Annotated in this window: 12 protein-coding genes; 9 read left to right on the plus strand and 3 right to left on the minus strand. The window is 63.4% G+C overall.

Going from position 1 to position 12,339, the window contains the following annotated elements; all coding sequences use genetic code 11:
* Positions 1 to 59: 59 nt before the first annotated feature.
* Positions 60 to 2,243 (plus strand): hypothetical protein, encoded by a 2,184-nt coding sequence (locus ACZ899_RS12995; protein ID WP_234562506.1) that lies wholly within the window; start codon positions 60 to 62, stop codon positions 2,241 to 2,243.
* A 211-nt stretch (positions 2,244 to 2,454) separates the two neighbouring features.
* On the opposite strand, the gene ACZ899_RS13000 is transcribed toward ACZ899_RS12995, so the two are convergent.
* Entirely contained in the window at positions 2,455 to 2,760 is a 306-nt protein-coding gene (locus ACZ899_RS13000; RefSeq protein ID WP_062363838.1) for a DUF2288 domain-containing protein, read from the minus strand.
* A 358-nt stretch (positions 2,761 to 3,118) separates the two neighbouring features.
* Here ACZ899_RS13000 and ACZ899_RS13005 point away from each other — a divergent pair, with 358 nt between their 5' ends.
* The 7 genes from ACZ899_RS13005 to ACZ899_RS13035 all read left to right on the plus strand — a co-directional run bounded on the left by ACZ899_RS13005 (position 3,119) and on the right by ACZ899_RS13035 (position 10,656).
* Positions 3,119 to 4,234, plus strand: coding sequence for a branched-chain amino acid ABC transporter substrate-binding protein (locus ACZ899_RS13005; RefSeq protein WP_186735311.1), 1,116 nt, complete (start codon positions 3,119 to 3,121; stop codon positions 4,232 to 4,234).
* A gap of 236 nt (positions 4,235 to 4,470) precedes the next feature.
* Positions 4,471 to 5,394 carry a high-affinity branched-chain amino acid ABC transporter permease LivH gene (gene livH / locus ACZ899_RS13010; protein ID WP_028692119.1) on the plus strand — a complete coding sequence of 308 codons (924 nt, stop codon included), beginning with the start codon at positions 4,471 to 4,473 and terminating at the stop codon, positions 5,392 to 5,394.
* On the plus strand, positions 5,391 to 6,647 hold the full coding sequence (locus ACZ899_RS13015) for a high-affinity branched-chain amino acid ABC transporter permease LivM (RefSeq protein WP_028692120.1): 1,257 nt from the start codon (positions 5,391 to 5,393) through the stop codon (positions 6,645 to 6,647). The genes livH and ACZ899_RS13015 overlap by 4 nt, the downstream gene beginning before the upstream one ends.
* A complete protein-coding gene (gene livG, locus ACZ899_RS13020) occupies positions 6,644 to 7,411 on the plus strand; it encodes a high-affinity branched-chain amino acid ABC transporter ATP-binding protein LivG (protein ID WP_110739584.1) in 768 nt (255 codons plus the stop codon). The genes ACZ899_RS13015 and livG overlap by 4 nt, the downstream gene beginning before the upstream one ends.
* Complete coding sequence (locus ACZ899_RS13025; protein WP_203647733.1) at positions 7,412 to 8,113, plus strand: ABC transporter ATP-binding protein; 702 nt, start codon at positions 7,412 to 7,414, stop codon at positions 8,111 to 8,113.
* Between the two features lie 154 nt (positions 8,114 to 8,267).
* Positions 8,268 to 8,945, plus strand: a complete 678-nt coding sequence (locus ACZ899_RS13030; RefSeq protein WP_234562505.1) for a COG3650 family protein — start codon at positions 8,268 to 8,270, stop codon at positions 8,943 to 8,945.
* A gap of 103 nt (positions 8,946 to 9,048) precedes the next feature.
* Positions 9,049 to 10,656, plus strand: a complete 1,608-nt coding sequence (locus ACZ899_RS13035; protein WP_234562504.1) for an NAD(P)/FAD-dependent oxidoreductase — start codon at positions 9,049 to 9,051, stop codon at positions 10,654 to 10,656.
* 75 nt (positions 10,657 to 10,731) lie between these two features.
* Here ACZ899_RS13035 and ACZ899_RS13040 read toward each other — a convergent pair whose 3' ends face one another.
* On the minus strand, positions 10,732 to 11,196 hold the full coding sequence (locus ACZ899_RS13040; RefSeq protein ID WP_050704227.1) for an outer membrane lipoprotein: 465 nt from the start codon (positions 11,194 to 11,196) through the stop codon (positions 10,732 to 10,734).
* A 146-nt stretch (positions 11,197 to 11,342) separates the two neighbouring features.
* On the opposite strand from ACZ899_RS13040, the gene ACZ899_RS13045 reads away from it, so the two are divergent.
* A complete protein-coding gene (locus ACZ899_RS13045; RefSeq protein WP_028692125.1) occupies positions 11,343 to 11,573 on the plus strand; it encodes a hypothetical protein in 231 nt (76 codons plus the stop codon).
* A 111-nt stretch (positions 11,574 to 11,684) separates the two neighbouring features.
* Here ACZ899_RS13045 and pdxH read toward each other — a convergent pair whose 3' ends face one another.
* Positions 11,685 to 12,332: a pyridoxamine 5'-phosphate oxidase gene (gene pdxH / locus ACZ899_RS13050; RefSeq protein WP_203647735.1), complete on the minus strand. Its 648-nt coding sequence runs from the start codon at positions 12,330 to 12,332 to the stop codon at positions 11,685 to 11,687.
* Between the last annotated feature and the right edge of the window lie 7 nt (positions 12,333 to 12,339).

The following is a 12,339-nucleotide window of genomic DNA, read 5'->3' on the forward strand; positions in this document are numbered from 1 at the left end:
GTGATGGCTAGATGATATGCATCACCGGGAAGCCAACCACTCCAGGCAAATGGCGCACTATGACCTCTACGAACACTTCTGCCAATGCGGCTCCCGAGCCGACCCTCAGCCCCACCTCGCTGACCGCCGGCAGTGCTCGAGACCTACCCGCCGCCCGCAGCACGCCGGCGCAGCAGTACCTGTACTTCACCGAGCAGGACATCCAGCGCATCCTCGAAAACCTCGACGGCCTGCGCGACCTGGTGTTCCCGCCGAACCTGCACGTCGAGGACGAGGACCAGCTGCGCCTGGAGCAGCAGTTCCCGTCGGTGTGCCTGATCGGCCTGGGCCGCTGCGGCTCGAACATCGCCCTGGACGTGGCGGAGCTGGTGTACAACGCCCGCACCTTCTTCCTCAACGAGTACAACAACGAGGACCGCTTCAAGGGCGAGGCCGGCTACAGCCCGGCGCGCTGGATCCGCCAGAACCTGCGCCTGGTGCAGAACAAGGCCGCCAAGCCGGTGTTCCTGGTCGAGCCGCTGGTGATGCTGGGTGACCTGGACAAGGACATCGCCGGGCGCATCCGTTTCTCGCGCAAGGGCGAGCGCGGCGGCTTCCTGCGCGACTACAGCAAGATGAAGATCATGGACCTGTCCGAGGTGCATGCCGGGGGCGCCGGTAACGCGCCGATCCTTGGCCAGTACCTGGCCAAGATCATCCTCAACAAGGACACCCAGCGCTTCTCCAGCGCCGACTGGAAGCTGATCCACTCGTACCTGATCGACTCCTGCGGCATCAAGGCCAACCAGTCGCGCCTGTACTTCTACATCTTCAGCGCCGGCGGCGGCACCGGCTCGGGGATGGCCTCGGAGTTCGGCCTGGCCCAGCAGTACTCGTACATGAACAAGACCTTCGACACCAAGCCGGCCGACGAGAACGACGGCAAGAGCGGGCACTCGTTCGTCTTCGAGCCGATCTTCACCAGTGGCATCTGCGTGCTGCCCAACGCCTCCGACCACCGCAGCGAGATGTCCGAGGCGCTGCACATCAACGCCGGCCGCCTGCTGTGCAAATACCTGTCGGAGGAATGGGACTTCTCGTACAACTTCGACAACGAAGACAGCAGCGAAGCCAGCGTCATGGGCCGCATCCGCCCGTGGAACGCGATGATGCTGATTTCCAACGACATCATGCGCTACGCCGAAGAAAGCGATGACGGCACGATCCAGAACATCGACGTCAACGCCATGGAGAAGCACGCCAACCAGTACATCTCCCAGCAGATCTTCAACATCCTCACCGCCCAGGCGGTGACCACCGACTACGACCAGAACTACTTCCGCCGCGCCGGCATCGACATCGGCGAGACCATCCGCCTGGACGCCAACGACCTGTTCATGAGCCTGGCCGGCCCGGTGGCCATCGCCTACGCCGAATCGGTGGTGCCGGAAGTGCCGCCGGCGGGGTCGGACAAGTTCAAGGTGTTCGAGCGCGAGCAGCCGCGCCTGGACATCGACGACCTGTTCTTCCGCTCCATCGACCTGCCGCACTTCAACAAGCAGACCCAGGCCATCGAAGGCATCAGCCTGCTGCCGATCGAGTCGCGCCGCTACCGCGCCGCGCTGGAGCAGTACCAGGCCTCGGGCTACGACGCCGCGGCCCTGCACGACCTGCACTTCTTCAAGAACTGCTCGTCGGTGGTGTCGATCGTCTCCCTGCCCAAGGACTACAAGCTGTCGTACATGGACCTGAACCGGCTCAAGACCCACCTCAACAGCCTGTTCCCCAACACCACGCTCAAGCGCTACGCGCTGGTGATCGGCGCCTCGGCCAACCTGTCGCTGACCACCCTGATCGCCAAGAGCCCGTGCCTGTCGGACGACTTCCTGACCCTGATCGTGGCGTTCATCAAGCGCTGCTTCGCCCGCAATCCGTACCGCTTCGACGACACCATGGACAACGCGATCCTGGAGTTCATCACCAGCGAGCACTTCGATGAAGACAGCATCGACGACCTGCTCAACGAGTTCGAGAACCCGGCGAAGATCCTCGACACCAACTGGTACGCGATCAAGCCGATGTACGAGAAGAAATACCGCGAGCTGATCAACGACAAGAGCCGGTTCGTGTCGATCAACGATATCCGCCTGTCGCGCGAGTGCGTGAAGAAGGCGGTGAAGTACCTGCGCGAGATCTTCCGCCACCGCATCGGCAAGACCCGGGTGATTTCGCTGAACAGCCATACCGGGCGCGTGGATTACTGAAAACAATCGCGGGGCAAGCCCGCTCCCACGAGGAGTCTTGGTGGGAGCGGGCTTGCCCCGCGATCATTTCGGCGGCGTATTACGCATTCCGTAAACTGTTACCGCCCCGCCAAATCACCCCGCCACTGTTACCAACTTCCACCTTACGTGAGCGTCAACGCGCACCAGAGCGGGGCGCTTGCGCATTTTTGCGCACTAAAAAAGCGCGTGCTTATTCCGCTTTCTTCGCCTGGATCACGATGAACGGCGAAACCACCACCGCCCAGATCTCTGGATCGCGGGTTTGCAGGTCGAGCGCCTGCTCGGCGGAAACCGCTCCGACAGTGCCATCATTACGCCACTTGGCGAAGATCTCGCTGCGATTCTCGGCCATCGCCTCGGCAACGGTGATCAGGTCGAGGCTGGGGTCGACCCAAATCAGGTCACCCTTGGCCCAGAAACGCTCCAGGGCTTTCCACTCGATGACGGCGGTCTCGCCGAGCAATTTGGCATAGAGGGTGCTTACTTGATCAGTCATGGGTTTACCTGCGCAAAGATCGTCCAACAAAAAGGCCGGCATTTTTGCAGAAAAACCTGGTTTCAAATACGTAATTTGGTCGATCAGGCCCGAACTTGTGGGGGCGGGCCGCAGATACCGGCAAAGTGATGGCGCTTTTCTGTATCTTTATGTCGACCAGGCGACACCCCTCGAAACAGACGCTTTTCGCCCGCTTTTCAAGCGCTCGGACGGCGCTCTACACTGTACCGGTACAGTTCCGGGACATGTTCCGGGGGAAGGTGGGCTCACGGCATGGCGTAGCCAGGCCGTAGATCCCGCCCGGTCTGTAGCCCTGGCCTCAGGACTATAAGAATTACAACAGAATGAGTGGAGCACTATGATCAAGATTTCCAAGCTGTTTGCCGCGATGGTTCTGGCCGGAGTCGCCAGCCATTCGTTTGCCGCCGACACCATCAAGATCGGCATCGCCGGTCCCAAGACCGGGCCGGTGACCCAGTACGGCGACATGCAGTTCGTCGGCGCCAAACAGGCCATCAAGGACATCAACGCCAAGGGCGGCGTCGATGGCAAGATGCTCGAAGCCAAGGAATACGACGACGCGTGCGACCCTAAACAGGCCGTGGCCGTCGCCAACAAAGTGGTCAACGATGGCGTCAAGTACGTGATCGGCCACCTGTGCTCCAGCTCCACCCAGCCTGCGTCCGACATCTACGAGGACGAAGGCGTGATCATGATCACCCCCGCCGCCACCTCCCCGGACATCACCAGCCGTGGCTACAAGATGGTCTTCCGCACCATCGGCCTGGACAGCGCCCAGGGCCCGGCCGCCGGCAACTACATCGCCGACCACGTCAAGCCGAAGGTCGTCGCGGTCCTGCACGACAAGCAGCAGTACGGCGAAGGCATCGCCACCGCGGTCAAGACCACCCTCGAGAAGAAAGGCACCAAGGTCGCCGTCTTCGAAGGCCTGAACGCCGGTGACAAGGACTTCTCCTCGATCATCCAGAAGCTCAAGCAGAACAACGTCGACTTCGTCTACTACGGCGGCTACCACCCAGAGCTGGGCCTGATCCTGCGCCAGGCGCAAGAGAAGGGCCTGAAGGCCAAGTTCATGGGTCCGGAAGGCGTGGGTAACGACTCCATCTCGCAGATCGCCCAGGGCGCCTCCGAAGGCCTGCTGGTCACCCTGCCGAAGTCGTTCGACGCCGACCCTGCGAACAAGGCCATCGTCGACGCCATCAAGGCCGACGGCAAGGACCCGAGCGGTCCGTTCGTGTTCCCGGCCTATTCGGCTGTCCAGCTGATCGCCGAAGGCATCAAGGCCGCCAAGTCCGAAGACACCGACAAGGTGGCTGCCGCCATCCACGCCGGTACCTTCAAGACCCCGACCGGCGACCTGTCCTACGACGCCAAGGGCGACCTGAAAGACTTCAAGTTCGTGGTCTACGAATGGCACTTCGGCAAGCCGAAGACCGAAGTCTCCCCTCAGTAACTGCGTGACTAATAGCTGACCGAGAAGCCCACTGTGCGAGCAGTGGGCTTTGTTTTACGAGGTTCTATGGACCTGATTCCCGTGATCCGGGAGCCGGTTCACCTGAAAATCTTAAAACCGTCACCCGCGGTTTCCTGGTTGTGCCCGCACAAGATCACGTGGCGTAGACCACGAGAACATGGGCCGGGGTCATCCCCCGCCAGAGAAATGCAAATCAGGTTTTTAGGAGCGCTGTAATGCCTGAGATCTACCATTTCCTACAACAACTGGTTAACGGATTGACCATCGGCAGTACCTACGCGCTGATCGCCATCGGTTACACGATGGTGTACGGCATCATCGGCATGATCAACTTCGCCCACGGCGAGGTGTACATGATCGGTTCCTACGTGGCCTTCATCGCCCTTGCCGGGCTGGCCATGATGGGCATTCACTCGTTGCCGATCCTGATGACCGTGGCTTTCGTCGCCACGATCTTCGTCACCAGCGCCTACGGCTACAGCATCGAACGGGTCGCCTACCGGCCGCTGCGCAACAGCAACCGGCTGATCCCGCTGATCTCCGCCATCGGCATGTCGATCTTCCTGCAGAACACTGTCCTGCTGTCGCAGGACTCAAAAGACAAGTCCATCCCCAACCTGATCCCCGGCAGCTTCTCGTTCGGCCCGGGGGGCGCTGAGGAAGTACTGGTCTCGTACATGCAGATCCTGGTGTTCGTGGTGACCCTCGTCGCCATGACCTGCCTGACCCTGTTCATCTCCCGTTCCCGCCTGGGCCGCGCCTGCCGCGCCTGCGCCGAGGACATCAAGATGGCCAACCTGCTGGGCATCAACACCAACAACATCATCGCCCTGACCTTCGTCATCGGTGCCGCGCTGGCGGCGGTGGCGGCCGTGCTGCTGAGCATGCAGTACGGGGTGATCAACCCCAACGCCGGTTTCCTGGTGGGCCTGAAGGCCTTCACCGCGGCGGTACTGGGCGGCATCGGCAGCATCCCGGGCGCCATGCTCGGCGGGCTGGTGCTGGGCGTGGCCGAAGCGTTCGGCGCCGACATCTTCGGCGACCAGTACAAGGACGTGGTGGCATTCGGTCTTTTGGTTCTTGTCCTGCTGTTCCGGCCGACCGGCATCCTGGGCCGCCCGGAGGTTGAAAAAGTATGAACAGAAATCTCAAACAGGCGTTCTTCAGCGCCTTGCTGGTCTGGGCCGTGGCCTTCCCGGTGCTGGGCCTGAAACTCAGCATCGACGGCATCAGCCTGATCGTGCACAGCCAGGGCTCGTTCACCATCAGCATCATCGCCGCTTGCTCGGTGCTGATGTTCCTGCGCGTATTGTTCGACAAGCAGTGGAGCGCGGTGATGGGCCGCCGCTCGGAGCGCAAGCTGGTTCCACCTTCGGTGACCAACTTCCTCACCCTGCCGAAGACCCAGCGCTGGGTCATCATGGGGCTGATCGTGGCGGCGCTGATCTGGCCGTTCTTCGGCTCGCGCGGCGCGGTCGACATCGCCACGCTGATCCTGATCTACGTGCTGCTGGGCCTTGGCCTGAACATCGTGGTAGGGCTTGCGGGCCTGCTCGACCTGGGTTACGTCGGTTTCTACGCCGTCGGCGCCTACAGCTACGCGATGCTCTCGCACTACCTGGGCTGGAGCTTCTGGGTATGCCTGCCGATCGCCGGCCTGATGGCCGCCACCTTCGGCTTCCTGCTCGGTTTCCCGGTGCTGCGCCTGCGCGGTGACTACCTGGCGATCGTGACCCTGGGCTTCGGCGAGATCATCCGCCTGTTCCTGCGCAACCTCACCGACTGGACCGGCGGCCCCAACGGCATCAGCAACATCCCCAAGCCTGAGTTCTTCGGCCTGACCTTCGAGCGCCGCGCCGCCGAAGGGATGCAGACCTTCCATGAGTTCTTCGGGCTGGAATACAACTCGATCAACAAGGTCATCTTCCTCTACCTGGTGGCCCTGCTGCTGGCACTGCTGGCGCTGTTCGTCATCAACCGCCTGCTGCGCATGCCGATCGGGCGCGCCTGGGAAGCGCTGCGTGAAGACGAGATCGCCTGCCGTGCGCTGGGCCTGAACCCCACCGTGATCAAGCTCTCGGCGTTCACCCTGGGTGCCTGCTTCGCCGGTTTCGCCGGCAGCTTCTTCGCCGCCCGCCAGGGGCTGGTGACACCGGAGTCGTTCACCTTCATCGAGTCGGCGATCATCCTCGCCATCGTCGTGCTGGGTGGCATGGGTTCGCAGCTGGGCGTGATTCTCGCGGCCATCGTGATGATCCTGCTGCCGGAGATGATGCGTGAGTTCAGCGAATACCGGATGCTGATGTTCGGTGCGCTGATGGTGTTGATGATGATCTGGCGTCCGCAGGGCCTGCTGCCCATGCAACGTCCGCACATGGAGCTGCCTCGATGAGCCGCGAAATTCTGCAAGTCAGCGGCCTGAGCATGCGCTTCGGCGGCTTGTTGGCGGTCAACGGCGTGGGCCTGACCGTCAAGGAAAAACAGGTGGTGGCACTGATCGGCCCGAACGGCGCCGGCAAGACCACCGTGTTCAACTGCCTCACCGGCTTCTACAAGCCCAGCGGCGGCACCATCCTGCTCGACGGCCAGCCCATCCAGGGCCTGGCCGGCCATCAGATCGCCCGCAAGGGCGTGGTGCGGACCTTCCAGAACGTGCGCCTGTTCAAGGAAATGACCGCGCTGGAAAACCTGCTGATCGCCCAGCACCGTCACCTGAACACCAACTTCTTCGCCGGCCTGTTCAAGACCCCGGGCTTCCGCCGCAGCGAGAAGGAGGCCATGGAGCGCGCGCAGTACTGGCTGGAGAAGGTCAACCTGACCGAGTTCGCCAACCGTACCGCCGGCACCCTCGCCTACGGCCAGCAACGGCGCCTGGAAATCGCCCGCTGCATGATGACCCAACCGCGGATCATCATGCTCGACGAACCGGCCGCCGGCCTGAACCCCAAGGAGACCGAGGACCTCAAGGCCCTCATCGCCTACCTGCGCGAATCCCACAACGTGACCGTGCTGCTGATCGAGCACGACATGAAGCTGGTGATGAGCATTTCCGACCACATCGTGGTGATCAACCAGGGCACGCCCCTGGCCGATGGCACGCCGGACGAGATCCGCGGCAACCCTGATGTGATCAAGGCCTACCTGGGGGAGGCGTAAATGCTGAAGTTCGAGAACGTTTCCACCTTCTACGGCAAGATCCAGGCGCTGCACAGCGTCAACGTGGAGATCAACCAGGGCGAGATCGTCACCCTGATCGGTGCCAACGGCGCCGGCAAGTCGACCCTGCTGATGACCCTCTGCGGCTCGCCCCAGGCGAGCAGCGGCAGCATCAAGTATCTGGGCGAGGAACTGGTCGGCCAGCCGTCCTCGCACATCATGCGCAAGAGCATCGCGGTGGTGCCGGAAGGCCGCCGCGTGTTCTCGCGCCTGACCGTCGAGGAGAACCTGGCCATGGGCGGTTTCTTCACCAACAAGGGCGACTACCAGGAGCAGCTGGACAAGGTCCTGCAGTTGTTCCCGCGCCTTAAGGAGCGCTACATCCAGCGCGGCGGCACCATGTCCGGCGGCGAGCAGCAGATGCTGGCCATCGGCCGGGCGCTGATGAGCAAGCCCAAGCTGCTGCTGCTCGACGAGCCGTCCCTGGGCCTGGCGCCGATCATCATCCAGCAGATCTTCGACATCATCGAACAGCTGCGCCGCGATGGCGTGACCGTGTTCCTGGTGGAGCAGAATGCCAACCAAGCGCTGAAGGTCGCCGACCGGGCATATGTACTGGAGAACGGCAAGGTGGTGATGCAGGGTACCGGTGAAGCGTTGCTGACCGATCCGAAGGTGCGCGACGCGTATCTGGGGGGTTGAATGATCAAAGGGCCTTCGGGCCCTTTTTTCTTGCGCCTGCACAGGCCTCATCGCAGCGTGGGAGCGGGCTTGCCCCGCGATGAGGCCCTTGTGATCCCAGCGCACCCTGCGTAACGTGGCCAGCTCTTTTGCAACGTCTCCCGGAGCCCGCCCCATGCGCCTCACCCCTTCCCTGCTGCTTACCGCCCTGCTGCCGCTGTTCGCCGGCTGCCAGATGCTGGCCGAAAAACCGGTCGACCCGAACCTGGGCACCACCCGCATGCAAGGCGAACTGAGCGCGGCCGGCGGTCATCTGCTGTTCAAGCCCTGCAGCGAAAGCCGTCGCTTCATCGTCAACGACGTTGCCGCCACCGGCATCCTGCAGGAAGCCGCCAACCTGGCCGACGACGCCGGTGACAAGCTGTTCGCCGACGTCCGCGCCCGCATGACCGGCAGCAAGCAGGCCGGCAGCGACGGCCAGCTCGACGTGACCCGCCTGTACCGCCTCGAAACCTCCGAGTATTCCGGCTGCGAAGATCCGAACTTCAAGCAACTGACCCTGCGTGCCGGCGGCCACGAGCCGGACTGGGACATCAAGGCCAGCGGCAAGGGCATGGTGCTCAACCGCATCGGCCAGGATCCGCTGGCGCTGCCCTACCTGGAAGAGGCAATGCCCGGCGGTGGCCTGAGCCTGTCCAGCGAGGCCAACGGCCAGCGCGTCGAGCTGTGGGTCGCGCCGCAGCGTTGCGTCGACGGCGCCACCGGTGCCATCCGCCACCTCAAGGCCGAGCTGCGCATCGACGGCAAGACCCTGCTGGGCTGCGCCTACTACGGCGGCGCCCGCGACCTCTGATCGCCAGGCACTTTTATCCTGCCAGTCGGGGCGGCTAACAGCTTATACTTGGCGGTTTGTGTAAAGCCGCCGGCCGCCCATGGCCGGGATACTGGACCCTGCCATGCTACGAATCACCGAACTGAAGCTGCCCCTGGACCACTCCGACGACGAATTGCGCGCCGCCATCGTCCAGCGCCTGGGCATCAGCGATGAGCAACTGCTCGGCTTCACCCTGTTCAAGCGCAGCTACGATGCGCGCAAGAAGAACAGCGAACTGCTGTTCATCTACACCATCGACCTTGAAACCAGCAACGAAGCCGAGCTGCTGCGCCGATTCGAAGGCGACACCAAGATCGGCGTGGCCCCGGATGTCAGCTACAAGTTCGTTGGCCAGGCCCCGGCCGAGCTGCCTGCGCGGCCGATTGTGGTCGGCTTCGGTCCCTGCGGCATCTTCGCCGGGCTGCTACTGGCGCAGATGGGCTTCAAGCCGATCGTGCTCGAGCGCGGCAAGGAAGTGCGTCAGCGCACCAAGGACACCTGGGGCCTGTGGCGCAAGAGCGTACTCAACCCCGAGTCCAACGTGCAGTTCGGCGAAGGCGGCGCCGGTACCTTCTCCGACGGCAAGCTGTACAGCCAGATCAAGGACCCGAACCACCACGGCCGCAAGGTACTGGAAGAGTTCGTCAAGGCCGGCGCACCGGACGAGATCCTTTACATCAACAAGCCGCACATCGGTACCTTCCGTCTGACCAGCATGGTCGAGAAGATGCGCGAGGAAATCATCACCCTGGGCGGTGAAGTACGCTTCGAGCAGAAGGTTACCGACCTGCTGATCGACGGCGACCAGCTCACCGGCGTGGTACTGCAGAGCGGTGAACAGCTGCACTCGCGGCATGTGGTGCTGGCCTTGGGGCACAGCGCCCGCGACACCTTCCGCATGCTCCACGCCAAGGGCGTGTTCATGGAAGCCAAGCCGTTCTCGGTCGGTTTCCGTATCGAGCACCCGCAGTCGCTGATCGACAAGGCGCGCCTGGGCAAGTACGCCGGCCACCCGAAACTTGGCGCCGCCGACTACAAGCTGGTGCACCACGCCAAGAACGGTCGCTCGGTCTACAGCTTCTGCATGTGCCCGGGCGGCACCGTGGTCGCCGCCACCAGCGAACCGGGCCGCGTGGTCACCAACGGCATGAGCCAGTACTCACGCAATGAGCGCAATGCCAACTCCGGTATCGTCGTCGGTATCGACCCCGAGCGCGACTACCCGGGCGGCCCGCTGGCCGGCATCGAGCTGCAGGAACGCCTGGAGGCCCATGCCTACGTGATGGGCGGCAGCAACTACCAGGCACCGGCGCAGCTGGTGGGCGACTTCGTCGCAGGCCGCCCGTCCACCGCGCTGGGCAGCGTCGAGCCGTCCTACAAGCCGGGCGTGACCCTGGGCGACCTGGCCCCGAGCCTGCCTGACTTCGCCATCGAGGCGATTCGTGAGGCGCTGCCGGCCTTCGACCGCCAGATCAAGGGCTACAACCTGCACGACGCGGTGCTGACCGGCATCGAGACCCGCACCTCGTCGCCGCTGCGCATCACCCGTGATGCCAGCTTGCAGAGCCTCAACCTCAAGGGCCTGTTCCCGGCGGGCGAAGGCGCGGGCTACGCTGGCGGCATTCTTTCGGCCGGCGTGGATGGCATCCGTATCGCCGAGGCGGTGGCGCGGGACATGCTCGGCCTGTAATCCGATCGCGGCTACAGGTAAAAGAAAACCCCGAACAGGCCTGGCCCGTTCGGGGTTTCTTTATATGAGCCGCGATCAGTGAGTGACGCGGCTGGTGCCATCGACGGTCATGATGCGCACACGCTCGCCCACGCGGAAAACCTCGTTCTGCTGCACTTGCTGCACATAGGCGCGCATGCTGCCATCGTCTTCACGCACGGTGATCTCGACGCCCTGGGTGCGGGTCAGGCCTTCTTCGGCGGCAGAGCCGGCCAGACCACCGGCCACGGCACCGATCACCGCAGCCACGACGCTGCCACGGCCGCCACCGATGGCGCTGCCGGCGACGCCACCGACGATGGCGCCAGCACCACCACCGATCGGGGTCTTGGTGCCTTCGATCTTCACCGGACGCAGGGATTCGATGGTACCCATGCGCACGGTCTGCACGCGGCGGGCCTCATCACGGGAGTAGCTGTCGCCGGTCAGCGACGACTGGCAGCCGCCCAGCAGCAGCGACACGGTGGTGAAGCTGGCCAGCAGCAAAGCGGATTTACGCATGGGTCAATCTCCATAAGACAGGTGTCCATTAGACTCCGCGCCTTGACAAGTGTCACGGTGCAAACGTTATAAAATTGTTTTCATTCAGCCCAGGTACAGCCTGCGCCGACTGTGTGGCGGGCTTTTACGTTCGACCAAGGATAGCCATGGATTACTTCATCGTCGTCGTGGTGACGATCGCCGGCCTGTATTTTCACGGGTGGCTGTATGTGCGCATGCGTCGCTGGATGGACCGGGACCTGGCGCTGTCACTGGCCGGGGAGGATCCGGCGAAGCGGGATTTCATGCTCAAGCTGCTGGAGCGGGCACGGGTGGAGAAGGTGCGGCGCAAGGAGTTGGCGGCGTGGCTGGAGCGGGAGGCGGCGGGGTATCGGTAATGCTGGGGCTGCTTTGCAGCCCATCGCGGCACAAGGCCGCTCCTACAGGGGTTACGCGATCCCTGTAGGAGCGGCCTTGTGCCGCGATGGGCCGCGCAGCGGCCCCAGATGTCAGGGCGCCAAACGCTCGCGCAGCCACTGGCCATCGACCAACCGGAAGTTCAGCCGGTCGTGCAGACGACTGGCACGCCCCTGCCAGAACTCGACACGCTCCGGCACCAGGCGGTAGCCGCCCCAGTGTTCCGGGCAATGCGGTTGGGTGTCGGAAAAGCGCGCCTCGGTGGCCTTGACCAGCCCTTCCAGTTCCTCGCGGTCGGCAATCACCCGGCTCTGCGGCGACGCCCAGGCGCCCAGGCGGCTGCCTAAAGGACGTACCTGGTAGTAGTCATCCGACTCCTTGGCCGTGACCTTTTCCACCCGCCCTTCGATCCGCACCTGACGCTCCAGCGCCGGCCAGAAGAAAGTCATGGCCGCGAACGGGTTCGCCGCGATGTGCTGGCCCTTGGCGCTTTCATAGTTGGTGAAGAACGTGAACCCTCGGGCATCGAGGGCCTTGAGCAACAGCACCCGGCAATGCGGACGGCCATCGGCGTCGACGGTCGCCAGGGTCATGGCGTTGGCTTCCACCGGCAGCTGCTCGGTCTTCAGCGCATCGGCGAACCAGTGGTGGAACAGCGCGAACGGCTCCCCCGGGGCCTGGGCTTCAGCCAGGCCATCACGGGTGTAGTCGCGGCGCATATCGGCCAGGGATTGGGTCATGACTGCG

It is taken from the genome of Pseudomonas sp. TE31087 (assembly GCF_057284075.1).

Bases quoted from the DNA above. Each gene is read 5' to 3' on its own strand.
- ACZ899_RS12995 (WP_234562506.1), top strand. From the start codon at position 60: ATGACCTCTACGAACACTTCTGCCAATGCGGCTCCCGAGCCGACCCTC.
- ACZ899_RS13000 (WP_062363838.1), bottom strand. From the start codon at position 2,760: ATGACTGATCAAGTAAGCACCCTCTATGCCAAATTGCTCGGCGAGACC.
- ACZ899_RS13005 (WP_186735311.1), top strand. From the start codon at position 3,119: ATGATCAAGATTTCCAAGCTGTTTGCCGCGATGGTTCTGGCCGGAGTC.
- livH (WP_028692119.1), top strand. From the start codon at position 4,471: ATGCCTGAGATCTACCATTTCCTACAACAACTGGTTAACGGATTGACC.
- ACZ899_RS13015 (WP_028692120.1), top strand. From the start codon at position 5,391: ATGAACAGAAATCTCAAACAGGCGTTCTTCAGCGCCTTGCTGGTCTGG.
- livG (WP_110739584.1), top strand. From the start codon at position 6,644: ATGAGCCGCGAAATTCTGCAAGTCAGCGGCCTGAGCATGCGCTTCGGC.
- ACZ899_RS13025 (WP_203647733.1), top strand. From the start codon at position 7,412: ATGCTGAAGTTCGAGAACGTTTCCACCTTCTACGGCAAGATCCAGGCG.
- ACZ899_RS13030 (WP_234562505.1), top strand. From the start codon at position 8,268: ATGCGCCTCACCCCTTCCCTGCTGCTTACCGCCCTGCTGCCGCTGTTC.
- ACZ899_RS13035 (WP_234562504.1), top strand. From the start codon at position 9,049: ATGCTACGAATCACCGAACTGAAGCTGCCCCTGGACCACTCCGACGAC.
- ACZ899_RS13040 (WP_050704227.1), bottom strand. From the start codon at position 11,196: ATGCGTAAATCCGCTTTGCTGCTGGCCAGCTTCACCACCGTGTCGCTG.
- ACZ899_RS13045 (WP_028692125.1), top strand. From the start codon at position 11,343: ATGGATTACTTCATCGTCGTCGTGGTGACGATCGCCGGCCTGTATTTT.
- pdxH (WP_203647735.1), bottom strand. From the start codon at position 12,332: ATGACCCAATCCCTGGCCGATATGCGCCGCGACTACACCCGTGATGGC.